Annotated in this window: 25 protein-coding genes; 20 read left to right on the forward strand and 5 right to left on the reverse strand. The window is 29.9% G+C overall.

Annotated elements, in window-relative coordinates; all coding sequences use genetic code 11:
* The first annotated feature begins 154 nt into the window (after positions 1 to 154).
* The 17 genes from yaaA to HMPREF0202_RS10595 all read left to right on the forward strand — a co-directional run bounded on the left by yaaA (position 155) and on the right by HMPREF0202_RS10595 (position 18113).
* Positions 155 to 361 (forward strand): S4 domain-containing protein YaaA, encoded by a 207-nt coding sequence (gene yaaA / locus HMPREF0202_RS10515; protein WP_023050778.1) that lies wholly within the window; start codon positions 155 to 157, stop codon positions 359 to 361.
* Between the two features lie 30 nt (positions 362 to 391).
* Positions 392 to 1492, forward strand: a complete 1101-nt coding sequence (gene recF, locus HMPREF0202_RS10520) for a DNA replication/repair protein RecF (RefSeq protein WP_023050779.1) — start codon at positions 392 to 394, stop codon at positions 1490 to 1492.
* A complete protein-coding gene (locus HMPREF0202_RS10525) occupies positions 1470 to 2021 on the forward strand; it encodes a DciA family protein (protein ID WP_023050780.1) in 552 nt (183 codons plus the stop codon). Before recF ends, HMPREF0202_RS10525 begins: the two co-directional genes overlap by 23 nt.
* The gene (gene gyrB, locus HMPREF0202_RS10530) at positions 2008 to 3918 is read left to right on the forward strand and encodes a DNA topoisomerase (ATP-hydrolyzing) subunit B (protein ID WP_023050781.1); all 1911 of its coding nucleotides are present in this window, start codon (positions 2008 to 2010) and stop codon (positions 3916 to 3918) included. The genes HMPREF0202_RS10525 and gyrB overlap by 14 nt, the downstream gene beginning before the upstream one ends.
* 46 nt (positions 3919 to 3964) lie before the next feature.
* Positions 3965 to 6418, forward strand: coding sequence for a DNA gyrase subunit A (gene gyrA, locus HMPREF0202_RS10535; protein WP_023050782.1), 2454 nt, complete (start codon positions 3965 to 3967; stop codon positions 6416 to 6418).
* A gap of 24 nt (positions 6419 to 6442) precedes the next feature.
* Positions 6443 to 7216: an adenine nucleotide alpha hydrolase family protein gene (locus tag HMPREF0202_RS10540; RefSeq protein WP_023050783.1), complete on the forward strand. Its 774-nt coding sequence runs from the start codon at positions 6443 to 6445 to the stop codon at positions 7214 to 7216.
* Between the two features lie 7 nt (positions 7217 to 7223).
* Positions 7224 to 7685 carry a YfcE family phosphodiesterase gene (locus tag HMPREF0202_RS10545; protein ID WP_023050784.1) on the forward strand — a complete coding sequence of 154 codons (462 nt, stop codon included), beginning with the start codon at positions 7224 to 7226 and terminating at the stop codon, positions 7683 to 7685.
* A 25-nt stretch (positions 7686 to 7710) separates the two neighbouring features.
* On the forward strand, positions 7711 to 8727 hold the full coding sequence (gene pheS / locus HMPREF0202_RS10550; protein ID WP_023050785.1) for a phenylalanine--tRNA ligase subunit alpha: 1017 nt from the start codon (positions 7711 to 7713) through the stop codon (positions 8725 to 8727).
* A 16-nt stretch (positions 8728 to 8743) separates the two neighbouring features.
* Entirely contained in the window at positions 8744 to 11137 is a 2394-nt protein-coding gene (gene pheT / locus HMPREF0202_RS10555) for a phenylalanine--tRNA ligase subunit beta (RefSeq protein WP_023050786.1), read from the forward strand.
* Positions 11138 to 11166: 29 nt separating this feature from the next.
* The gene (locus HMPREF0202_RS10560) at positions 11167 to 12375 is read left to right on the forward strand and encodes an L-serine ammonia-lyase (RefSeq protein WP_023050787.1); all 1209 of its coding nucleotides are present in this window, start codon (positions 11167 to 11169) and stop codon (positions 12373 to 12375) included.
* Between the two features lie 66 nt (positions 12376 to 12441).
* The gene (gene pth, locus HMPREF0202_RS10565) at positions 12442 to 13008 is read left to right on the forward strand and encodes an aminoacyl-tRNA hydrolase (protein WP_023050788.1); all 567 of its coding nucleotides are present in this window, start codon (positions 12442 to 12444) and stop codon (positions 13006 to 13008) included.
* Between the two features lie 105 nt (positions 13009 to 13113).
* Entirely contained in the window at positions 13114 to 14424 is a 1311-nt protein-coding gene (rsxC, locus tag HMPREF0202_RS10570; RefSeq protein WP_023050789.1) for an electron transport complex subunit RsxC, read from the forward strand.
* A gap of 10 nt (positions 14425 to 14434) precedes the next feature.
* On the forward strand, positions 14435 to 15367 hold the full coding sequence (locus HMPREF0202_RS10575) for an RnfABCDGE type electron transport complex subunit D (protein WP_023050790.1): 933 nt from the start codon (positions 14435 to 14437) through the stop codon (positions 15365 to 15367).
* Positions 15367 to 15906, forward strand: coding sequence for an RnfABCDGE type electron transport complex subunit G (locus HMPREF0202_RS10580; protein ID WP_023050791.1), 540 nt, complete (start codon positions 15367 to 15369; stop codon positions 15904 to 15906). Before HMPREF0202_RS10575 ends, HMPREF0202_RS10580 begins: the two co-directional genes overlap by 1 nt.
* Positions 15906 to 16514 carry an RnfABCDGE type electron transport complex subunit E gene (locus HMPREF0202_RS10585; RefSeq protein WP_023050792.1) on the forward strand — a complete coding sequence of 203 codons (609 nt, stop codon included), beginning with the start codon at positions 15906 to 15908 and terminating at the stop codon, positions 16512 to 16514. Before HMPREF0202_RS10580 ends, HMPREF0202_RS10585 begins: the two co-directional genes overlap by 1 nt.
* 3 nt (positions 16515 to 16517) lie before the next feature.
* Entirely contained in the window at positions 16518 to 17102 is a 585-nt protein-coding gene (rsxA, locus tag HMPREF0202_RS10590; protein ID WP_023050793.1) for an electron transport complex subunit RsxA, read from the forward strand.
* Positions 17103 to 17117: 15 nt separating this feature from the next.
* Positions 17118 to 18113, forward strand: a complete 996-nt coding sequence (locus HMPREF0202_RS10595; RefSeq protein WP_023050794.1) for an RnfABCDGE type electron transport complex subunit B — start codon at positions 17118 to 17120, stop codon at positions 18111 to 18113.
* 29 nt (positions 18114 to 18142) lie between these two features.
* Here HMPREF0202_RS10595 and HMPREF0202_RS10600 read toward each other — a convergent pair whose 3' ends face one another.
* Positions 18143 to 18520, reverse strand: a complete 378-nt coding sequence (locus tag HMPREF0202_RS10600; RefSeq protein ID WP_023050795.1) for a RidA family protein — start codon at positions 18518 to 18520, stop codon at positions 18143 to 18145.
* A gap of 346 nt (positions 18521 to 18866) precedes the next feature.
* On the opposite strand from HMPREF0202_RS10600, the gene HMPREF0202_RS10605 reads away from it, so the two are divergent.
* The 3 genes from HMPREF0202_RS10605 (at position 18867) to HMPREF0202_RS10615 (ending at position 22759) form a co-directional block, all read left to right on the forward strand.
* Positions 18867 to 19880 (forward strand): PTS sugar transporter subunit IIC, encoded by a 1014-nt coding sequence (locus HMPREF0202_RS10605; RefSeq protein WP_040407270.1) that lies wholly within the window; start codon positions 18867 to 18869, stop codon positions 19878 to 19880.
* 116 nt (positions 19881 to 19996) lie between these two features.
* Positions 19997 to 21301 (forward strand): Na+/H+ antiporter NhaC family protein, encoded by a 1305-nt coding sequence (locus tag HMPREF0202_RS10610; protein ID WP_023050797.1) that lies wholly within the window; start codon positions 19997 to 19999, stop codon positions 21299 to 21301.
* Between the two features lie 15 nt (positions 21302 to 21316).
* Positions 21317 to 22759, forward strand: a complete 1443-nt coding sequence (locus HMPREF0202_RS10615) for a flippase (RefSeq protein WP_040407272.1) — start codon at positions 21317 to 21319, stop codon at positions 22757 to 22759.
* An 11-nt stretch (positions 22760 to 22770) separates the two neighbouring features.
* Here the strand turns inward: HMPREF0202_RS10615 and HMPREF0202_RS10620 are convergent, their stop codons facing one another.
* From HMPREF0202_RS10620 to HMPREF0202_RS10635, 4 genes are all read right to left on the reverse strand, one after another.
* Positions 22771 to 23049 (reverse strand): DUF2325 domain-containing protein, encoded by a 279-nt coding sequence (locus HMPREF0202_RS10620; protein WP_023050799.1) that lies wholly within the window; start codon positions 23047 to 23049, stop codon positions 22771 to 22773.
* 17 nt (positions 23050 to 23066) lie between these two features.
* Complete coding sequence (locus HMPREF0202_RS10625) at positions 23067 to 23402, reverse strand: DUF2023 family protein (protein ID WP_023050800.1); 336 nt, start codon at positions 23400 to 23402, stop codon at positions 23067 to 23069.
* Positions 23403 to 23510: 108 nt separating this feature from the next.
* A complete protein-coding gene (locus HMPREF0202_RS10630) occupies positions 23511 to 24320 on the reverse strand; it encodes a Cof-type HAD-IIB family hydrolase (RefSeq protein WP_023050801.1) in 810 nt (269 codons plus the stop codon).
* Positions 24310 to 25443: a M20 metallopeptidase family protein gene (locus HMPREF0202_RS10635; protein ID WP_023050802.1), complete on the reverse strand. Its 1134-nt coding sequence runs from the start codon at positions 25441 to 25443 to the stop codon at positions 24310 to 24312. The genes HMPREF0202_RS10630 and HMPREF0202_RS10635 overlap by 11 nt, the downstream gene beginning before the upstream one ends.
* Between the last annotated feature and the right edge of the window lie 93 nt (positions 25444 to 25536).

Below are 25536 nucleotides of genomic sequence, written 5' to 3' on the forward strand. Positions count from 1 at the left end.
ATTTATATTGAAAAATAATAAAAAAATAATAAAATTTAATAAAAATATTATTTTAAAGGGAGAAACCCTCATGAAACCATGATAAATCTTATAGAAATAAAGTTAGTTTTATGGTAAAATGTATAATAGACTAAAAATATTTTAGGAGGTAAAGATGCAGGAGATAAAAATTTCTACAGAATTTATTAAGTTAGATCAATTTCTTAAATTTACTGGTGAAATTGGTACTGGTGGCCAAGCTAAGGAGCTTATTTTAGATGGGCAAGTAAAAGTTAATGGAGAAGTAGAAGAGAGACGTGGGAAAAAACTTTATCCAGGTGATAAGGTTGAATTTTTAGGATTAGTATTTGTAGTAGCTTAAATCTATTATAGTTTTGGGGTGAAATAAACATTGGAAATTCTTGAAATGAATTACATAAACTTTAGAAATTTAGAGGATAGAAATATACAATTTTCTTCAAGATTTAATCTATTTTTTGGAAAAAATGGTCAAGGAAAAACAAGTATATTAGAAGCTATTTATTTTAGTGCTACTGGGAAAAGTTTTAGAACCTCAAAAAATATAGAATTGATAAAATACAATAAAGAAAAAATGGGAAGCTACATATCTTATAGAGATTTAGTTTCTGAAAAAACTTTGAGTGTTAAGATTGATAAAAAACATAAAGAGTATAAGTATAATGGGAAAAAAACTCCATTTGATGAATTTTACGGAAAGGTAAATATTGTAACTTTTATTCCAGAAGATATAGAGTTAATAGTTGGGAGTCCTAGTTTTAGAAGAGGATTTTTTGATGGAGAGATTGCTCAAAGTAATTTTGAATATTTTAAGAGTTTGAAAGATTATAATAAACTTTTAAAAATAAGAAATAAGTATTTAAAAGAAAAAAATATAAAAGATGAAATGTTTCTAATTTATGAAGAAGAATTTATAAAATTAGCAGCTAAAGTGATTTTGAAAAGAATAGAATATGTAAAGAATATCTCTATAATATTAAATCTAAATTATAGAAAACTTTTTGATAATAAGAAAGAGTTAAATTTAAAATATGAGAGCTTTCTTGGAGAAATAAAAGGTTCAACATTATTGAATTTAGAAGAGAGAATAAAACTTAAAATACAGGAGTTGAAGTATCAAGAACTACGCTATGGATACTCTTTAGTAGGACCACAAAGAGATGATTTTAAATTTCTTTTAAATGGAAAAGAAGCTAAATCTTATTCATCTCAAGGTGAAAAAAAATCGATAATTTTTTCTTTAAAATTATCTGAAATAGATATGGTAATAAAAGAAAAAAGAGAAACACCAGTTTTTTTAATAGATGACATATCATCTTATTTTGATTCCATAAGAAAAGAGAGTATTATAAATTATTTAAAAAAAAGAGAATTACAAGTTTTCATTAGTTCAACAACTGATTTAAATATAGAATCTAAAAACTTTAGAATTGATAAAGGAGAGATTCAAGATGGACATTATGAATGTAAGTGAAGCAGTGGAAGAAGCTATTGTAAAAAGTAGGAAGTTAAAAGAAGGTATAATAAGAGGACATTGGAGAGATATTGTTGGGAAATTTTCTAAAAAAAGTGAACCTCTTTGGATAAAAGAGGGGATTCTATACGTATTGGTTGAGGATAGTATCTACCTTCATCATATGTCTATGAACAAAAATAAATATTTAAAAAAAGTTCAAGAAATTTTAAAAAAAGAGTATGTAAAAGATATAAGATTTAAAGTTTCAAAGGTTCAAAGTTGTAACTATGTGGAATTTATGGATGAAAAAATTAGCGAAGAAAAAAAAGAGCATTTTATTTCAGAACTTAAGGATTTAACTTTAGAAGAGAAAATAGAGGTTTTGAAAAAGAGAGCAAAAGAGCGAGAAGATGCCTTAAAATTAAAGGGCTATAAAAAATGTGATATTTGTGGAATGATGTTTTTTGGAGAAGGTTTTGTTTGTAAACCCTGCTCTTTAAAAAATATTGCAGATAAGATATTGGAGGATAAAGATGACAACAAATAATTATCAAGCAGAAAATATTACAGTTTTAGAAGGATTAGAAGCTGTAAGAAAAAGACCTGGAATGTATATAGGAACAACTTCAGAAAGAGGACTACACCATCTAGTATGGGAAATTGTAGATAACTCAGTGGATGAGGCATTAGCAGGATATGCAACAAAAATAGAAGTATCGATATTACCAGATAATATAATAGAAGTTGTAGATAACGGAAGAGGAATTCCAGTTGATATACACCCTAAGTATGGAAAATCGGCATTAGAGATAGTGTTAACAGTTCTTCATGCAGGAGGAAAATTTGAGAATAATAACTATAAAGTTTCTGGAGGATTACACGGAGTAGGAGTTTCTGTAGTGAATGCTCTTTCTGAGTGGACAGAAGTTACAGTAAGAAAAGCAGGTAAAGTTTATTACCAAAAATATAACAGAGGAGTACCAGAAAAGGATGTAACAGAAATTGGTGTTGCAGAGGATAGTGGAACTACAGTTAGATTTAAAGCTGACTATGAAATTTTTGAAACGTTAGTATATAGTTTTTCTACATTAGAAACAAGATTAAGAGAACTAGCATACTTAAATAAAGGACTTACTATAGTTTTATCTGATTTAAGAAAAGAGCCTGCAAAAGTTGTAAATTTAGAATTTGAAGGTGGAATTTTAGATTACATAAAAGAGATTGAAAAGGATAGCACACCAATAATGAAAGCTCCTTTTTATATGAGTGGAGAAGTTGATAATGTTTCTGTAGAAATAGCAATGACGTATAATACAAACCAAAGAGAAACAATATACTCTTTTGTTAATAATATAAATACACATGAAGGTGGAACTCACGTAAGTGGATTTAGAACAGCATTAACAAGAGTAATAAATGATTTAGGGAAAACTACAGGACTTTTAAAAGATAAAGATGGAAAACTTCAAGGATCTGATATAAGAGAGGGATTAACAGCAATAGTTTCAGTTAAGGTTCCTCAACCACAATTTGAAGGTCAAACTAAAACAAAGTTAGGGAATAGTGAGGTAACTGGTATAGTTTCTACTGTAGCAGGAGCTCAGATAAAGATGTATTTAGAAGATGCACCTAATGATTTAAAGGTTATAGTTGAAAAGATATTAAATTCAAAAAGAGCAAGAGAAGCAGCTCAAAGAGCAAGAGAGTTAGTACTTAGAAAATCAGCTTTAGATATAGGATCATTACCTGGAAAATTAGCAGATTGTTCTTCAAAAAATCCTGATGATTGTGAAGTTTATATAGTTGAGGGAGATTCAGCAGGAGGATCAGCTAAGCAAGGTAGAGATAGATCTTTCCAAGCTATTTTACCATTAAGAGGTAAGATATTAAACGTAGAAAAAGCTGGATTACATAAAGCGTTAGAAAATGCAGAGATTAGAGCAATGGTAACAGCTTTTGGAACTAGTATTGGAGATAACTTTAATATAGAAAAAAGAAGATATGGAAAAATAATAATAATGACAGACGCGGATGTAGATGGAGCTCATATAAGAACGCTGATATTAACATTCCTTTATAGATATATGGTAGATTTAATTCATAATGGAAATGTATTTATAGCTCAACCGCCACTATTTAAGATAACTCAAGGTAGAACAGTATCTTATGCTTATACTGATAGACAATTAAAAGAAATCATAGCTGGACTAGAGGGTGAAGATAAAAGATATACTCTTCAAAGATATAAAGGATTAGGAGAGATGAATCCTGGACAACTTTGGGAAACAACTATGGATCCAGATACAAGAACTTTATTAAAAGTTACAATTGATGATGCAAGAGAAGCCGATATATTATTTGATAAACTAATGGGAGATAAAGTAGAGCCAAGAAGAGAGTTTATCGAAGAACATGCAGAATTTGTAAAAAATCTGGATATATAAATGTATGGGTACAATAATAAAAATAATGTTCTAGGAGGAATAAATAATGTCTAATGTGAATAATAGATATATAGAGGAAGAGTTAAAGCAATCCTATCTAGATTACTCTATGAGTGTAATAGTTAGTAGAGCATTACCTGATGTAAGAGATGGATTGAAACCAGTACATAGAAGAATTTTATTTGCTATGAATGAAATGGGAATGACAAGTGATAAGCCATATAAAAAGTCAGCAAGAATCGTTGGAGAAGTTTTAGGAAAGTACCATCCACATGGAGATTCGGCAGTATACAATACAATGGTAAGAATGGCTCAAAACTTTGCGTATAGATATGAACTTGTTGATGGACACGGAAACTTTGGATCTATCGATGGAGATTCAGCAGCAGCAATGAGATATACGGAAGCTAGAATGTCTAAAATAAGTAATGAGTTATTAGAAGATATTGATAAAGATACAATAGATTTTAGAAAAAACTTTGACGATTCATTAGATGAGCCGATTGTATTACCAGCAAAGCTTCCTAACCTTTTATTAAATGGAGCTACAGGAATTGCTGTAGGAATGGCAACAAATATTCCACCACATAACTTAGGTGAAGTTGTAGATGGAATACTAGCTTTAATAGATAATAAAGAAATAACACCGGTTCAATTAATGGAATACATAAAGGGTCCAGATTTTCCAACAGGAGCAATAATTGATGGAGAAGCTGGGATTTATGATGCTTATACAACTGGAAGAGGAAGAGTTAGAGTTAGAGGAAAAATTGAAATAGAAGAAGGAAAAAACGGTAGAGAAAGTTTAATAATAAAAGAAATTCCATACCAATTAAATAAAGCTTCTTTAATTGAAAAAATAGCTAACTTAGTAAAAGAGAAAAAAATAGTTGGAATATCTGATTTAAGAGATGAGTCAGATAGAGATGGTATTAGAGTAGTTATAGAGTTAAAAAAAGGTGAAGAATCAGAATTAGTTTTAAATTCACTATACAAATATACAGAGCTTCAAACAACATTTGGAATAATTATGTTAGCATTAGTTAATAATGTTCCAAGAGTATTAAACTTAAAAGAAATTTTAGATGAATATTTAAAACATAGATTTGAAGTTATAACTAGAAGAACAAAATTTAATTTAAATAAAGCTGAGAGAAGAGCTCATATATTAAAAGGATTTATAATAGCACTTGAAAATATTGATAGAGTTATTGAAATTGTTAGAGGATCAGCAGATGGTAATGAAGCTAGAATTGCCTTAATTGATAAGTATGGATTTAGTGAAGAGCAAGCAAAAGCAATCTTAGATATGAGATTACAAAGATTGACTGGTCTTGAAAGAGATAAAATTGATAGAGAGCATGAAGAGTTAAAAGCTTTAATAATTGAATTAAATAAAATTTTAGCAGATGATGATAGAGTTTATGAAATTATAAAAGATGAATTAAATGATATAAAAAATAAATATAATGACCCAAGAAGAACAACTATTGAAAAAGAGAGACTAGAGATAAGACCAGAAGATTTAATAAAAGATGATAGCGTTCTTGTTACTATAACAAATAGAGGGTATGTAAAAAGAATGGAGCTAGATAAATATAAAGCTCAAAAAAGAGGTGGAAAAGGAGTTTCAACTCAAAATACTATAGAAGATGACTTTGTTGAGAGAATGGAAGTTATGTCAAACTTAGATACAATGATGATTTTCACAGATAAAGGTAGAGTTTTCCACTTAAAAGTTTATCAAATTCCAGAATCTTCAAAACAGGCTAGAGGAAGACTTATAGGAAACTTAATCAAATTAAAGGAAGATGAGAAAGTTAGAGAAATAATAAAAATAAGAGAGTTTAGCCAAGATAAAGAGCTTGTATTTGTAACTAGAGATGGAATGGTTAAAAAGACAAATTTAAGTGAATATAAAAATATAAATACTGCTGGATTAAAAGCAATTAAATTAAGAGATGGAGATGACATAATATTTGTTGGAATCTTACCAGTTGATTCAAAAGAACAGATTTTCTTAGCGACAAAATTAGGACACTCAATTAGATTTGCTAAAGATGATGTTAGACCAACTGGAAGAGATACAAGTGGAGTGAAAGGAATATCTCTTAGAGCTAAAGATAAAGTAATATCAGCGCTATTAATAGATGATGCAGCAAATGAGACTATTTTAACTATTACAGAGAATGGATATGGAAAAAGAACAAGAGTAGATGAATATCCATTACAGTCTAGAAGTGGTAAAGGTGTTATAAATATAAGATGTAGTGATAAAAATGGAGAAGTTGTAGCAGTTAAACCTGTTAAAGATGAAGAGGAATTAATGGTAATAACATCGTCAGGAATTGTTATAAGAACTTCAGTAAATCAAATCTCAATAATTGGAAGAGCAACTCAAGGTGTAAAAATTATGAGAGTAAATGAATCAGAATCTGAAAAAGTTGTATCAATAGCAAGTTTTAAAGAGGAAGATGCAGAAGAAGCAACTCAAGAATAATTTAAGTCTATAGGAGGAGTTATTATGAAAAAAGTTTTAGTTGTATTTGGAGAAGGATCAAAAAAAAATGTACTAATAGATAGCGCAATATTTTTTAAAGAGAAATTTGGATACGAAATAGTCCCACTATATGTAAAAGATGTTAGAAGGGATGAGATTATACCAGCAACAATGGATGGAATGATAGTAAACTTAAGTAATAACTCCTTTTCACAAGAAAGAGATGCTTTTGAAGAAGAGGAAGTAAAACATCTACAAGAAAAATTGAAATTAAGAGGGATAAATTCAGTTTTAAATGTTGAATTTGGTTTTCCTTGGGATATAATTAAAGAATATATGAAACTTGCAGATTTATTGATTTTTGAAAAGGGTGAAGCTTTATCAGAATCAGCTGTAACAGTACTGAAAAATCACTTTAAACCTATTGTAATGGTGGGAGAAAAAGCTATAACATCTTTAGAAAAAGTTGGAATTTCAAGTGATGATGGTGTAAAAATAAATAAGAGTGTATTTTCTTTTATAAATATTTTTCCAGATATAAAAAACTTTATAATGTTAACTTTACTTTATAAGATAGAGGATAATACATTATTAAAATATTTAAAAGAAAAAGAAAAAGTTGTAGAATGGAAGAATTTTGATGGAGAAACAGCTAAAGAAGAGTACTTAAATGAAGTTAATAATTTAGATCTTTTAATTATGGGGAATTTGAGTAGAGGTTATTTCTTTGAAAAAATTACAGGAAAAAAAGGATTGAATATTATGGAAAAGTCTCAAACATCAATATTTATAGGATAGAGTGAATATGAAAATATTAATAATTACAGATTCTCATGGAAACACAAATAAAATTTATGATATAATATCACAAGAAAGTCCTAATATAATAATATGGACAGGTGATCATAGCTGGGATGGTGAAGAGTGTTCTTTTGCTTTTCCAGATATAAAGTTTTATATTGTTAGAGGAAACTGTGATATTTTTGATAGAAAATTTAATGATAATGAAATATTTGATATAGATGGAATAAAAATATTTATAACGCATGGACACCTTTATAACGTAAAAAAAGAGATGTATACTTTGGAAGCAATAGCTGAAAAATATGATGTAGATGCTGTTTGTTTTGGGCATACTCATATTCCTTATTATGAAGAAAAAAATGGAATAAAATATTTTAATCCAGGGGCTTTAAAGGATAATAGGTATGGGGTATTGCTAATTGAAAATAAAGAGCTAATTTTTAGTTATAAAGAGATAAAATAAAAAGCCTTGTTTTAGGAGGAAACAAATGAAAAATAAGCTGAATGCTTTAAAGGATGAAGCTAGTTTAATTATCCAAAAAGCAGCAACACTACAAGAAATGGATGAAATTAGAGTTAAGTATTTAGGAAAAAAAGGTGAGTTTACTGAAATTTCTAAATCTATGAGAGATTTATCGCCAGAGGAAAGACCTGCTTTTGGACAAATGGTAAATGATGTAAAAACAGTTATAACAACTTTAATCGAAGAAAAAACAACAGAGATTAAAAATAAGGTAAAAAAAGAGCAGTTAGAATCTGAAACTCTAGATATTTCTCTTCCAGGGAGAGAAGTTTCTACAGGAGGATTACATCCAATAACAGAAACTATGAACTTCTTAAAAAATATATTTGTGGAGATGGGATTTGATGTTGCAGAGGGACCAGAAGTAGAATTTACTTCTTATAACTTTGATGCGTTAAATATTCCAGAAACACATCCATCAAGAGATTTACAAGATACATTTTATATGAGTGAAAATGTAGTTTTAAGAACACATACATCACCAGTACAAGCTAGATATATGGAAAAACATCAGCCACCGTTTAGAATGGTTTGTCCAGGAAAAGTATATAGAAATGACTATGATATATCTCATACACCGATGTTCCATCAAATGGAAGGATTAATGGTAGGGCCAGAAGTATCTTTTGCTAATTTAAAAGCTATGTTAGAGCAATTTGTAACAAGAGTATTTGGGGAAACTAAAGTTAGATTTAGACCACATTTCTTCCCATTCACAGAGCCAAGTGCTGAAATGGATGTGCAATGTGTAATCTGTAAAGGTGAAGGATGCAGACTTTGTAAACATAGTGGATGGCTAGAAATAATGGGATGTGGAATGGTTGATCCAGCTGTTTTAGAAGCTGTAGGATATGACCCAGAAGAAGTATCAGGATTTGCATTTGGAATGGGAATAGAAAGAATTACAATGCTAAGATATGGTATTGATGATTTAAGAGCATTCTTTGAAAATGATGTAAGATTCTTAAAGCAATTTAAATAAAAGGTGGAGGCATATAATGTTAATTTCGTTGGATTGGTTGAAGCAATATGTCGATATAAAAGAGGACATAAAAGAGCTAGAAAACACGTTGACTATGATCGGTCAAGAGGTTGAAGCTATAGAGGAGCAAGGAAAAGAATTAGCAAAAGTAGTTATTGGACAGATAACAGAGTATGGGAAACATCCTGAAGCTGAAAAATTAACACTTTTAAAAGTTAATATAGGTGAAGAGGAGGAGCTACAAATAGTATGTGGTGCTCCAAATCATAAACTAGGAGATAAAGTTGTTGTAGCAACTATTGGAGCAGTTTTACCAGGAGACTTTAAAATAAAGAAAAGTAAAATAAGAGGTGTAGAGTCTCAAGGGATGCTTTGTTCTGAGGTAGAGCTTGGACTTGGAAATGATGGAGATGGAATTATAATACTTCCAGAAGATGCTCCATTAGGTGTAGAGTACAGAGTTTATAAAAAATTAAATGATGTAATTTTTGAACTAGAAATAACACCAAATAGACCAGATTGTTTATCTTATATAGGAATAGCTAGAGAAATAGCTGCTTATTATGGAAGAAAAATAAAATGTCCTGAGTTTGAATCTAAAAAGATAATAGAGAGTATAAATACTGGACATATAGATGTAAGAATTGAAGATAAAGAGAGATGTAAAAGATTCTCAGGAAAAGTTATAAAAAATATAAAGGTGCAAGAGTCTCCAGAGTGGTTAAAAAATAGATTAATCTCAATGGGATTAAAGCCAATAAATAATGTAGTAGATGCAACAAATTATATTTTATTTGAATGTAATCAACCTTTACATGCTTATGATTTAACAAAAATCAACGATAGAAAAATAATTGTTAGAAAATCGCTAAATGGTGAAAAAATAGTTACACTAGATGGTGTTGAAAGAGAGCTAAATAAAGGCGAACTTATTATTGCAGATGCTGAAAAACCTTTAGGAATAGCTGGAATAATGGGTGGAGAATCAAGTAAAGTAACAGAAGAAACTACTGAAATTTTCTTAGAGTGTGCATACTTTACTCCAGAAAACATAAGAAAAACATCTAAAGAATTAGGCTTATCAAGTGATTCTTCTTATAGATTTGAAAGAGGATTAGATATAGAAAATACTGCTGAAGTTTTAGAAAGAGCAGCAGATTTAATTTCTCAACTAACAGGTGGAGAAGTTTTAGAGGGATGTATCGATAAATATATTGAAAAATATGAAAAAATAGAAATTCCTTTAAATATCGAAAAATTAAGAAAATTCATGGGAAAAAATATAGAGATTGATGTAGTAGGAAAGATACTTACTAATTTAGGTATAAATATAAAAACATTAAACTCTACAACAATAATAGCAACACCACCATCTTATAGAGGAGATTTGACTAGAACAGCAGATCTTTATGAAGAAATAATAAGAATGTATGGTTTTGATAATATAGAAAATAAGATGCCAGAAGAAAACATAAGACCTGGAGTTAAAGATTCAATGACAGTTGTTGTTGACGAAGCTAAAGAAATATTAGCAAAATTAGGATTACAAGAAGTAATAAACTATAGTTTCATTTCAAAAGATGCTATAAAAATGTTAGGAATAACAGAACCTACATTGGAAATAACAAATCCGATTAGTGATGATATGGCAGTTATGAGACCAACATTAATTTATAGTTTATTATCAAATGTAAGAGATAACTTAAATAGAAATCAAAATGGTTTAAGATTCTTCGAGGTATCAAGAGTATTTACTCCAAAAGAGGATGGATTAGCAAATGAAACATTAAGAACTTCAATAGCTCTTGCAGGAAAAACTTTTAAAACATTATGGGATCCAAAGCCAGAAGCAATGGACTTCTATACTTTAAAAGGATTTGTTGAAAAATTCTTAGAGTACATGGGAGTAACTAGATACCAATTAGATAGATCAGAGGATAACAACTTCCATCCAGGAAGAAGTGCTGATATAAGAATAGGAAAAGTTAAAATAGGAACTTTTGGAGAAATTCACCCAGAGTTAGCGGAAAATATGGACATTAAAAGAGAGAGAGCATACGTAGCTGAACTTGATTTAACAACTCTATTAAATTATAGAGCCAAAAAAGTTAAATATGAGAGAATTGTAAAATATCCTGAAGTTACTAGAGACTTAGCAGTTGTTTTAGACAGAGATGTACTAGTTGGAAAGATGTTAGAAGACATCAAAAAGTCATCAAATCTAATTGAGAGTGTTGCTATATTTGACGTTTACCAAGGAGAGAAAATAGAAGCTGACAAAAAATCAGTTGCTATAAGCATCGTTTTAAGAAAGAAGGATGGAACTCTTGAGGAAAGCGATATCAATATAACTGTTGATAAAATCTTAAAATTAATAGCTAAAAATTATAATGGAGAGATTAGACAGTAAAATTTTTAATTAAAAGTTCAGGAGGAAAAATGGATTCACTAAGAGAATTATTTAAGGTTGGAAATGGACCATCAAGCTCTCATACAATGGGGCCAGAGAGAGCGGCAAAAAGATTTAAGGCAGAAAACCCAAATGCAGCAAGTTATAAAGTAGAGTTATACGGATCACTTGCATTAACAGGAAAAGGGCACTTAACAGACTATATAATAATAGAAACGTTAAAGCCTAAATCTACAGAAATAGTATGGATGCCAGAGTATGTTCATCCGTATCACACTAACGGTATGAAGTTTATCGCTTTAGATAATGAAGGAAACGAGTTAAATTCTTGGTTAGTATTCTCTGTTGGTGGAGGAACTATAATGGAAGAAGGACAACAAAGACAGGGTGGATCAAGAGTTTATTCTTTTGGAACAATGGCTGAAATTATGTCATGGTGTGAAAAAAATAAAAAAGAATTATGGGAATTTGTTACTGAAAATGAAGGGGAATCAATTTGGTATTTCTTAGATCAAATAAGAACAGCTTTAGAAGCTTCAGTTCAATCAGGACTTTCTAAAAATGGAATTTTACCAGGAACAATAAGATTACAAAGAAGAGCTCAATCGTTCTATAGAAAAGCAAGAAACGATAAATCTAGAGGTGGATTTGTTGGAAGAATATTTGCTTACACACTAGCTGTATCTGAAGAGAATGGAGGAGGAGGTAGAGTTGTTACTGCCCCTACTTGTGGAGCTGCAGGAGTAATTCCTGGGTTAATGTACGCCTTAAAAGAGGAGTACAACTTAACAAATGAAGAAGTATTAAAAGGTCTTGCTATAGCTGGACTAATAGGTAACATTATAAAAGAAAATGCTACAATATCAGGAGCAGAGGGTGGATGTCAAGCAGAAGTTGGATCAGCTTGTGCGATGGCAGCAGCAATGGCATGTTTCATATTAGGTGGATCATTAGAGCAAATCGAATATGCAGCAGAAATGGCATTAGAGCACCACTTAGGATTAACTTGTGACCCAGTTGGAGGATATGTTCAAATACCTTGTATAGAAAGAAACGCAGCAGCAGCAGTAAGAGCTTTAGATGCAGCACAGTATGCTTTATATACAGATGGAAAGCACAGCATTTCTTTTGACCAAGTTGTAAAAACTATGGGAGAAACAGGAAGAGACTTAAAAGAGGAGTACAAAGAAACTTCTCTAGGAGGACTTGCAAAATACCAATTTGATGGGAATTGCTAATAAAACCTTTTGAAAGAGAGAATCTTAGATTCTCTCTTTCTTTATAGTTATAATTTAGGAGGAAAGATGAAGTTAATAGTTGGATTAGGAAATCCTGGAAAAGAGTATGAAAGAACAAGACATAATGTTGGATTTGATATAATTGATGAGTTTGCAGAAAAAAATGGATTCAATCCATTTAAAGAAAAATTTCAAGGATTATTAACAGAAAAAACAGTGAATGGAGAAAAAGTAATTTTATTAAAACCTCAAACATATATGAATTTAAGTGGTAACTCAATAGTTCAGGTTGTTAAATTTTATAAAATAGATCCAGTGGAAGATTTAGTTGTTGTTTATGATGATATGGATTTACCTTTAGGAAAATTAAGAGTAAAAATGAACGGAAGTGCTGGTGGTCACAATGGAATAAAATCTATAATATCACACTTAGGACAGGACTTTATGAGAGTAAAATGTGGAATAGGAAAAGCAAAAAATAAAGATGAAAATATTAATTTTGTTTTAGGTAGGTTTACAAAAGAGGAGTCAGAGGTTGTAAATCCTATGTTTTTAAGTGTGATTTCTTTATTAGATGATGTATTGAAAAACACTCAAATAGACAAAATCATGCAGAAATATAACAAAAAGTAACACAAAAAAGCAAAAAAATAGCTCAAAAAAGTTGTTAAATATAAATAAATATGTTATTCTAACAATGGAATATAGTTTGTTAACTACAAAGGAGGGAATATTTTTATGAAATTCTTCGGATTCAAAGGGGGAGTACATCCACCTGAAAATAAGATCCAAACAGAAAATCAAGCTGTAGAGATTTTAGCAGCACCAAAAATGGTTTTCATCCCACTTCTTCAGCACATAGGGGTTCCTTTAACGCCTTGCGTAGAGATTGGAGAAAGAGTTTTAAAGGGACAAATAATAGCTGACTCAGAAGCTTTTTTATCAGTTCCTGTACATGCATCAGTAAGTGGAACGGTAAAAAAAATTGAAAATTTACCATTTCCATTAATGGGGAATGTACAAACAATTGTAATTGAAAATGATGAGCAAGAAGAGTGGACAACTCTTGAAAAACTGCCTGAGTGGAAAAATTCAACTAAAGAAGAGTTGTTAAAAGTAATAAGATCTAAAGGAATTGTAGGTCTTGGAGGAGCAGCTTTCCCAACACACGTAAAATTAAATCCACCAGCAGATGTAAAAATAGAGGTATTATTACTAAACGGAGCTGAGTGTGAGCCATATTTAAACTCTGACAATAGAGTTATGATTGAAGAGCCTTCAAAAGTTATAGAAGGTATAAAAATAATGAAACATATATTAAATGTAGATAGTGCTGTTATTGGAATTGAAGATAATAAGCCAGAAGCAATAGAAGCTATGAGAAAAGCTTGCCAAGGAACAAATATAGAAGTTATGCCACTGAAGACAATGTATCCACAAGGTGGAGAAAAATCATTAATAAAAGCTATATTGAACAAAGAGGTACCATCAGGAAAGCTACCTTCAGCAGTTGGTGTAGTTGTTAACAATACAACGACAGCAGCAGCGATATATGATGCTATTGTAAATGGATTACCTTTAATAGATAAAGTTGTAACTGTTACTGGAAAAGGGATAGAGCAACCTAAAAATTTAAAAGCTGTTATAGGAACACCTATATCAATGCTTTTAGAAAATTGTGGATATAAAGAAGAAGTAGTAGAAAAAATAGTTATGGGTGGACCTATGATGGGTATGGCTCAATTAACTTTAGAGGTGCCTGTTATAAAAGGAACTTCAGGATTGCTAGCTTTAACGAAACAAGAAACAAACTATTGTAAGCCGAAAGCTTGTATAGGTTGTGGAAAATGTGTTGATGCATGTCCAATGTCATTAGAACCAATAATGTATGCTAGATTAGCAGAGTTTTCGCAATGGGAAGAGATGGCAAAATACCATTTGATGGATTGTATTGAGTGTGGTTCTTGTGCTTATATATGTCCAGCTAATAGACCACTAACAGAAGCAATAAAAATTGGAAAAGCTAAACTTAGAACAATGAAAAAGTAGGAGGAAAAAAGTGGCAAAAATTTTAAAAATGGGGCCATCGCCTCATATCAGAACTAAGGAAACTGTTGATGATGTAATGTATGATGTAATTATAGCATTACTTCCAGCACTTTTAGCAGCGTGCTATTTTTTTGGAATTAGAGCAATAGTAGTAACAGCGGTATCTATTTTATCTTGTATGGTAACTGAGTTTGTATGTCAAAAATTAATGAAACAAGATGTACAAATTTTTGATGGAAGTGCTATTATAACAGGAATTTTATATGCTTTTGTAATACCACCATATATGTCTTTAGTATATGTTATAGTTGGAGCTGTAGTATCAATAGCTCTTGGAAAAATGGTATTTGGTGGATTAGGGCATAACATATTCAATCCGGCTTTAGTTGGAAGAGCATTTGTTCAAGCATCTTGGCCAGTTGCAATAACAACATTTATGTATGATGATGTTGGAGGAGCTACTCTTTTAGATGCAATGAAAAGAGGGTTACCAACAGATAATGCCTTAATAGAAAGTGGAAATCTTTATTTAAATACATTTATAGGTAGAATGGGTGGATGTTTAGGAGAAACATCTGTTTTAGCTCTTCTTCTAGGTGGGGCATATTTAATCTATAAAAAGCAAATAGATTGGAAAGTACCAGCAATAATGATTGGAACAGTATTTGCAGCTTCTCTTATAGCTGGAGCAGATCCATTTTTACATATCTTCTCAGGAGGATTATTTTTAGGAGCATTCTTTATGGCAACAGATATGGTAACATCACCTCATACACCAAAAGGAAGAGCTATTTTTGCTTTTGGTATAGGAGTTTTAGTATCATTAATTAGATTTAAAGGTGGTTATCCAGAGGGAGTTGCTTATTCAATTCTTATAATGAATGGATTTGTACCTTTAATTAATAGATATACAAGCCCTAAAAAATTTGGGGAGGTAAAATAATGGAAAGAAATAGATTTGTACATTATGGTATTGTTTTAACACTAATAGCGTCAATCTCTGCTGGAATTTTATCTGTAGTTAACGGTGCAACACAAAAAGTTATAAAAGAAAACGAAAAAGCAGCAGTAAATGCAGCAAGAATAATGGTTTTGCCAAAAGCTGAATCATTTGATGAGAATGCAATAGTAAAAGTAGATGAACTAGAATTTATCCCTGGAAATGGATCAAATGGAAAGCCTGTTGGATATGTAGTAACAATTTCTCAGCCAGGTTATGCTGCTAATATAGATTTTGTATTAGGAATTGATAGAAGAGGAAGAGTAACTGGATTAAACATAATAGGAAGTCAGGAAACACCTGGGCTAGGATCAAAAATATTAGATCCAGAGTGGCAAAAGAAAGCTATTGGAAAAGATGCTTCTTATGAATTTAATAAATCAGCAGATGGCTTTGCAGGAGCTACAATATCACCAAATGCTGTTTATACAGGAATTAAAAGAGCTCTAAATAGTTTTAATAGTGGGGTGAATAAAAAATAATGGCAAAATCAAATAAAGAGATATTATTAAATGGAATAATAAAAGAAAATCCAGTATTTGTACTTTTACTTGGATTATGTCCAACACTAGGAGTTACATCATCATCAATAAATGGTATGGCAATGGGACTTGCAACAATGTCAGTAATTGTTTTTTCAAATATGTTAATATCAATGATAAAAAGCTTTATTCCTGATAAAGTTAGAATTCCAGCATTCATAATGGTAATAGCATCATTAGTTACTATAGTTGAGATGGTTATGAAAGCATATTTACCAGATTTATATAAAGTTTTAGGATTATTTATTCCTCTGATTGTTGTTAACTGTATTGTACTTGGTAGAGCTGAAAGTTTTGCTTCAAAGAATACTGTATTTAAATCAATATTAGATGGAATTGGAGCGGGATTAGGATTTACATTAGCTCTAACTCTTTTAGGAACAATTAGAGAGATATTAGGAAATGGAACAGCTTTTGGAATATCTGTAACACCAGCTTCATTTACACCAGCTTTAATATTTATATTAGCACCTGGTGCGTTTATAACAATAGGATTTATAATCGCTACTCAGAACTATATTAAAGCTAGAAAGAGTGGGGTGAAATAAAAAATGGATTTTGCAAAAATATTTAGTTTAATAATAACAGCAATTTTTATTCAAAATATAATATTTGCTAAATTTTTAGGAATTTGTCCATTTATGGGAGTTTCTAAAAAAGTTGAATCATCAATTGGAATGGGTATGGCAGTAACATTTGTTATGTCACTAGCTTCAGGAGTAACATGGACAATTTATAACTATTTATTAGTACCGTTACAATTAGAGTATTTACAAACAATAGCTTTTATATTAATAATAGCTTCGTTAGTACAATTTGTAGAGATGGCAATTCAAAAGACTTCACCGAATTTATATAAAGCTTTGGGAGTTTTTCTACCACTAATAACAACAAACTGTGCTGTGTTAGGTATTGCTATTTTAAATATTCAACAAGAGTATAACTTTATTGAGTCTGTTATAAATGGAGCAGCAGTAGCAATTGGATTTACATTAGCTCTAGTTTTATTAGCAGGAATAAGAGAAAGAATAGAATATGCAGCTATTCCAGGACCATTTAAAGGAGTTCCTATAGCATTTATTTCAGCAGGACTTTTAGCAATGGCTTTTATGGGATTCAGCGGAATGCAAATATAGATTGGAGGTAGGTTAATGGAATCAATATTATTTCCTGTTTTATCGTTAGGAGGAACAGGGTTAGCAATGGGACTATTTTTAGCCTATGCTTCTAAGAAGTTTGAAGTGAAGGTTGATGAAAAAGTAGAAGCTATTCAAGGAATACTTCCTGGAATAAACTGTGGAGCATGTGGATACCCAGGATGTTCTGGTTACGCAGAAGCAATTGCTCTAAATGGAGCAGAAATGACAGCATGTTCACCAGGAGGACCAGCAGTTGCAGCAGAAATAGCAAAAGTTATGGGAGCGACTGTTGACTTATCAGGACCTAAAATGGTAGCAAAGCTACTATGTCAAGGAGATTGTACTAAAACAACAAAGACATATGAGTTTGAAGGTGAATTAACAACTTGTTCTGCAATAAATCTATATGCAGGTGGAGATAAATCTTGTAAATACGGTTGCTTAGGATATGGAGATTGTGTTAAGGTTTGTCCAGTAAATGCAATAACAGTTACTGAAAAAGGAATTGTGAATATAGATGAAGAGAAATGTGTATCATGCAAAAAGTGTGTTTCAACATGCCCAAAAAGATTAATAGAGATGTTACCAATGAATAAAAGAGTAACAGTTAATTGTATGTCAAGAGATAAAGGTGTAGTTGCTAGAAAAGCTTGTACAGTAGCATGTATAGCTTGTGGACTTTGCCAGAAAGCTTGTCCAGTAGATGCAATTGAAATAAAAAATAATGTTGCAAGAATAGATCCGGAAAAATGTGTAGAGTGTGGATTGTGTGCTGTAAAGTGTCCAACTAAAGCTATAAATAGTGAAGTTAAAGAGATAAAAAAAGCAGAAATAATTGAAGAAAAATGTATTGGATGTACAGCATGTGCTAGAGTTTGTCCAGTTAAATGTATAGAGGGAGAAGTTAAGCAAAAACATAAAATTGATCAGTCTAAGTGTATAGGGTGTCAATTGTGCTATGATAAATGTAAATTCTCAGCTATAAAAATCAATATTCAGAATTTGTAAAAAAAAGATGAGGATATCCTCATCTTTTATTATTTTACAGCGATAACTTCGATTTCAACCTTAACATCTCTAGGTAATCTAGCAACCTCAACACATGCTCTAGCAGGTTTAACCTCTCCTAAATACTCAGCATAAACTTCATTAATAGAAGCAAAATCGTTCATATCTTTAATGAAAACTCCAGCTTTAACAACATCTTTTAATGAATATCCAGCTTCTTCTAAAATAGCTTTAACATTTTCTAATGATTGTCTAGTTTGCTCTTTAACATCATCTGATATAACAGTCATAGTCTCAGGAACAAATGGAATTTGTCCAGAAACATATAAAGTTCCATTTACTTCAATTGCTTGTGAGTAAGGACCAATAGCTGCAGGAGCTTTACTAGTGTTGATAACTTTCTTCATTATAAATACCTCCCAATTAAATTTAGATAGTTAAATTTTAACATAAAATTATTATATAAACAACCTAGAAAATACTAATTTGTGGGAGTTGTAAAAAATAGTTTTGTGAATAAAATCACATTTTTTCATAAAAAAATGTAGAGTTAACAAAGTTAAAAAGTAAAATAATGTAAAGTATACATTAAATGTGTTAAACGTGTGTTGAAATGTCTTAAAAATAAACATAAAATTTAAAAAAATACTTTACTTTTTGTAAAGTGTAGAGTATAATTAATTCTGTGAGAAAAAAAGTTAAAATTGACGTATTGTTATTTTTTTAACAAGCATGTCGAAGGAAAGAGGGAAAATGGAATTATTAAAAGGTACAGTGTTATTATTATTGGTTTTAGCATTCTTTACTGGATTTAGCTTAAAAGCACCAAGAGGAATGAAAGCTATGGGTGCTCTAGCAGGAGCAGCAACAGCAAGTTTCCTAGTAGAAGCTTTCCAATTATATGTTGGTGGAGATCTTTTAGGAATTAAGTTTTTAGGAGAGGTTGGAGCCTCAGCAGGATCAATGGGAGGAGTTGCAGCAGCAATTTTAGTACCATTAGCTTTAGGAGTAAGCCCTGTTTATGCAGTTTTATTAGGTGTAGTTTGTGGAGGAATGGGAATCATCCCTGGATTTATCGCCGGATATGTAATGTCATTTATCATTCCTAAGTTAGAGGAAAAAATACCTGATGGTTTAGATTTAATTGTAATTATTTGTTTAGCAGCACCTTTAGGAAGAGGAATAGCTCAGTTTGTTTCTCCTGGAGTTACATTTGCTTTACAAACAATTGGAGATATAATTATTGCGGCACAATCAGCTAGTCCGTATGTAATGGCATTTATCTTAGGAGGAGTTATAACAGTAGTTGCTACAGCTCCAATAAGTTCAATGGCTTTAACAGCAATGTTAGGATTAACTGGTTTACCAATGGCAATAGGAGCATTAGCAGTAATGGCTTCATCATTCATGAACTTTGTATTCTTTGATAGAATGAAGTTTGGAGATAGATCAACAACAATAGCTGTTGCTATCGAGCCATTAACTCAAGCAGATATAATTTCTGCAAACCCAATTCCAGTATTTACTACTAACTTTATTGGTGGAGGAATAGCTGGTATGATCGTTAACTACTTCGGATTAATTAATAATGCTACTGGAACAGCAACACCAATCGCTGGTTTCGCAGTAATGTTTGGATTCAATCCTGCTAAAGAGGTATTAATTACAGCTGGATTATGTGCTGTAGCTGGTATCGCAACAGGATATGTAGGGTCAATCATATTTAAAAATTATAAAATTAAAACTGTTGCTGAAATAAGAGGGTAATAGTTATATAAAAAAGTTCCAGTTATACTGGAACTTTTTTTTACTAAAAATTTGATAAAATATAAAAAATAATGTATACTCATAAAAATGTATAAAAAAATAAAAGGGGGTAAAAAATGAATACAAAAACAAAAGGAAGCTTTAAGGGATTAATTCCTTTTTTAGTTTTCATTGGATTTTATTTAGGAAGTGGAATTATTTTAGATTCTATGGGCGTAGAGTTAGCTTTTTATCAATTACCAGCTCCAGTTGCTATTTTTCCTGGAATAATTGTAGCATTTTTACTGTTTAAAGGTAGTATAAAAGAGAAATTTGAAACTTTTTTAGAGGGATGTGGACACCAAGATATTATAACAATGTGCATAATATATCTTTTAGCTGGTGGGTTTGCAATTGTTTCAAAATCTATGGGTGGAGTTGATTCGACAGTAAATTTAGGATTAACTTATGTTCCATCACATTATATAGCTCCAGGATTATTTGTAATTGCAGGGTTTATTTCAACGGCTACAGGAACATCAGTAGGTTCAATTGTATCTTTAGCTCCAATAGCAGTAGGATTAGCAGAAAAAAGTGGAGTTTCAATGCCATTAGTTTTGGCTGCTTTAATGGGTGGAGCAATGTTTGGAGATAATCTTTCGATAATTTCTGATACGACAATTGCTGCAACAAGAACTCAAGGTGTTGAAATGAAAGATAAGTTTAGAGTAAATATCAAAATAGCAGCACCAGCAGCAATTTTAACACTATTACTATTAATAGTTTTTGGAAAGCCTGAAATAGCTCCTGAAACTGGAGTATATGCTTTTAATATAGTAAAAGTTTTACCATACATATTTGTTTTAACACTTTCTTTAATTGGGATAAATGTTTTTGTTGTTTTAACGGCTGGAATAGTACTATCAGGAGCTATAGGATTATTCTATGGTGATTTTACTTGGTTAGGATATGCAAAAGAGATTTATAATGGATTTACTGGAATGACAGAGATATTTTTATTATCTCTTTTAACAGGTGGATTAGCATCATTAGTAACTAAGGCTGGTGGTGTAGATTGGATAATGAGTACAATTGAAAAAAGAATAAAAGGGGTTAAAAGTGCCCAAATGGGAATGGCTTTATTAGTAACATTAACAGATATGGCTGTAGCTAACAATACTGTGGCTATTATTATAAATGGACCAATAGCTAAGAAAATATCTGATAGATATGGAGTAGATCCTAAAAAGAGTGCCTCTGTTTTAGATATATTTTCATGTATTGCCCAAGGAGCAATCCCTTATGGAGCTCAAATGCTTATAATGTTAAGCTTTGCTGGAGGAAAAGTTTCTCCATTTGATATAATACCATTATTGTGGTATCAAATGATATTAGCCGTATTTACAATAGGATATATTTTTTATAATCCAAAAGAATCATAAAAAGGAAGATGTCAAATGTCAGTTTCTAAAAATTATCTTTACAATGTTTTACTAATAATAAGTAATACTATATTTCCAATAATAACATTTCCTTATATTTCTAGGGTGTTAATGCCAGAATATTTAGGAAAAGTGTATTTTGTGCAAGGCGTTGTAGCTTATTTTTTAATACTTTCAGTATTAGGTGCTCCAAATTATGGAATAAAAGAGTTATCTAAAGCTAAAGGAATAGGCGATTGGCTTGAATTTAAAAAAATATTCACAGAGTTATTTATAATGACAATTTTAAGCAGTATAGGATCTTTAATTCTTTTATTGGTTACAGTTCAATTATATGGAAAATTTTATCAAGAAAAATTAATATTTTATATTTTTGCAATTCAAGTTTTGTTTGAGTGTTTTCATATAAATCATTTTTTCATTGTTATGGAAAATCATAAAAGAAGATTAATAAGATCATTTACAATTAGAATTTTATCATTAGGATTTTTATTTTATTTTATAAAAACACCGAATGATTATTATTTATATGCTTTGCTATTAGTTGTTCCAGAAGTACTAGCAAGAGTTATAGATGTTATTAGTGTAAGGAAATATTTTTACTTTAAAGATTTAAATTTTAAAAGGCATACGAATAGCATGTTTATAATTTTTCTATATATTTTTACAATTGGTATATATGGAAGTATTGATACAACAATGCTAGGAATTATGATAAATGATATTGAAGTTGGATTGTATACAGCAGCTGTTAAGATGTATAAAATGGTTTTACCAGTAATTTTGACTTTAGGAACAGTATTATCTCCAAGAATAATTGGAGCTATAAAAAGAAAAGAGAAAGAAAATATCTATAAAAATATGGATATTTTTATAGATTATTGTTTTATAGTTGGAGTTCCGGCTACCTTACTTATGATGCTTTTAGCTAGAGAGTTTACACTTTTATTTTCTGGACCAGATTTTAAAGGAGCTATAGAAACAATGATAATAATGTCACCTTGTTTGGGTTTTTTAGCTTTGGGTACTTTTATTGGTGGACAGGTTATGTTACCAAATGATTTGGAAAAAGATATATTGATAATTTCTATATTTGGAGTATTTTTAAATATAGGGTTAAACTATTTTTTAATTCCAGCTTATTTAAGAAATGGAGCAGCATTAGCAACATTAATTACTGAAGTAATAGTTGCATTAATTAAAATTGGTAAAATGAAAAAATTATATGTTGATTATAAAATTTTAACAAAAGACAGGGTTTTAACAGTTTTTGTAGGAGTTATAATATCTTATGGTATTTATTTAAAAATTGGATATATTAGAGAGTTTGGAAATTTAATAACTTTATTAATAATTCCTGTATTATATGGAATTATATATTTTTTAATACTGATTCTTTTAAAAAATAAAAGAATTTTAAGTTGGCTTGTATTTATAAAAAAAAGATTGCATATTTAATGCAATCTTTTTTATTTATACATTTTATCTAAGTTTTCTTTAAGTTTTGAGATACTGTTATTATTTAAGTGAACAATTGGTATATTTTGAGTTTTACAAACTTTATTACAATTATTCAAAAGATTATGACTAACTAAGTTAGTAAAAATTATGCACATTTCACAATTTTTAATTTTTTTACAAAAATTTGGACATTGAGTATTATAAACTTTTCCTTTTAAATTATAAGATTTTAATAATTCTAAATATTCTCGTTCTCCTCTTTTTAGGCCACCAACAATAGCAATCATTTCTTTACCTCCCCTTTTTATGAAACCTTGATATTTTCTTTATTTTTAAATTGTATATATCTATCACATTGTTTTTTTCGATCATATCCTAACATAATACCGAGAATAAAATCTTCTTCAGGTGAATATTCAGATAAGTTAGATTTGTTAATTTTTTTTATAACGTTAATACAAGAAGCATCTCCAAAAAAGACATTGTATCTTCCATTTTTTATTTTATATATTTTATAAGATATATTTTTTGAATTTAATCTATTTTCTACAAAACTTAATAAGTCTTCAGAAATAGTATGTAAAATAAGATTTCTTATTCCTTTTTCAAATTCATATATATGATGAATAAAAACTTGCATAAACTACCTCCAAAAATTTGATATAAAAATATTAACACAATAAACTTTATATGTCAATTATTTTTATAGTCAAAATATTTTTATAAAAAAATAAAGTGGCTAACCACTTTACTTTTTGAATATTAAATTTTCTATAATTTTTGTCATTCCGTTATTATTATTAGAAGTTGAAATAAATTTACAGATGTTTTTTATTTCTGGCTTTGCATTTTCAACACAAGTAGGCATACCAGCTACTTTAAGCATTGGAATATCATTATAAGAATCCCCAACAACAATTATTTCATCTTGTTGTATTCCTAATTTATTAGCTAATTTTAGAAGTGAGCTACCTTTATCAACACCTAATTTAGTAACTTCTAAGAAAAAAGGTTTTGATATAGCAATAGAAAATTGATTTCCAAGTTCACTATTTAATTTTTTTTCTACTTGTTTTAAATATTCTGGCTCTTCTAACATAATACATTTAACACAATCTTTATCAACGACAGCTTTAAAATTTTTAACTTTTTCAAAAGGCATTTTAGTTAATTCAACCTCAACTTCAATATATGAGCTATAATCTTCAGAAATAATTGAGTCATCTAAATAAGTTATTATTTCCACATTATTATTTTTACTAAAATCATAGAGAAGATGAATTTCATCTTTAGTGAGAGTTTCTTCTAAAATATTCTTGCCAGTTTTACAATTAGTTATAATAGAGCCATTATAAGAAAGAATAAAGCTGCCGAATTTATCTAATTTTAATTCTTGTGCTAAGTCTCTCATTGCATACGTTGGTCTTCCAGAAGCAAGAACGAATATAACTCCATTTTCTTGTGCTTTCATTATAGATTCTTTATCTTTATCAGAGACTTTTCCTTGTGAATTTAAAAGTGTATCATCAAGATCAGTAACAATCATTTTATATTTCATTTCTATCCTCCAAAAGTTTTGCGAAAAGTTTAACTCCTTCAAGAAGAACTTTTTCATCAAAATTAAAAGAAGAACTATGCAACGGTGAAATAAAATTTTGTTCTTTATTTCTAGTACCTAATAGAAAAAATATCCCAGGAACTTTTTCTTGATAAAAAGCAAAATCTTCAGCTAAAGCTAAGGTTTCGCCCTGAATAAAATTAAAGTCTTGAGAAATTTTTAAAAAATTATTATAAAGAATATTATCATTTATAACTGGTGGATAAAGAACTCTAAATTCATCTATCACTTTAATATCAAAAGCTATTTCTATTCCGTTATGTATTTCTTTCATTCTTTTTATTATTAGTTCAGTATCCTCTTGAGAATATGCTCTAATTGTACCATGAAAATCTATAGAGTTAGATATTATATTTCGAGCTGTTCCACCACTTATTTTACCAACTGTTATAACGCCTGCATTAAAGGGAGAAAGATTTCTAGAAATTATACTCTGATAAGAATCTATAATTTTAGTAAAAGGTATAAGGGGATCATTTGTTTTTTGAGGCATTCCTCCATGACCTCCCTTACCAACAACCTTACAATCAAATTCCGTAGCTTGTGCAAAGAAAGGTCCAGCTTTAGTTGAAATAGTTCCTTCTTCTAAATCTGGAAATAAGTGAAAAGAGTATATCTCTTTAACATGGAATTTTTCTAAAATTCCAGTCTCGCATATAAATTTAGCTCCACCTGGACCTTCTTCGGCAGGTTGAAATATTAATAAAATACTATAATTTTGCTCTGCTGTTGTTGTTAGATATTTAGCAAAGGCTAAAAGAGCAGCTGTATGACCATCATGTCCACAAGCGTGCATAAAACCAGAGTGTTTTGAAGAAAATGTACAATTATTTTCCTCTTGAATTGCAAGTGCATCTATATCAGCTCTAAAGGCAATGCACTCTTTTTTTATCCCTGGAATATAGACATAAACACCAGTTTCACAAATTGTATTTGGAGAATATCCCATACTTTTTAGTGTATTTATTATATACTTTTGAGTTTTAAACTCTTTGAAGCCTACTTCGGGTATTTGATGTAGGTCTCTTCTATATTTTATAACTTCGTTTAATAATAAATTCATAGTTACCTCCTGTATAAATAATTAATTAATGATAGTATTATTTTTTTATAAAAACAAATATAAAAAATAAAAATTCATAATATATGAACTTTT

Source organism: Cetobacterium somerae ATCC BAA-474 (genome assembly GCF_000479045.1).
GTDB lineage: Bacteria > Fusobacteriota > Fusobacteriia > Fusobacteriales > Fusobacteriaceae > Cetobacterium_A > Cetobacterium_A somerae.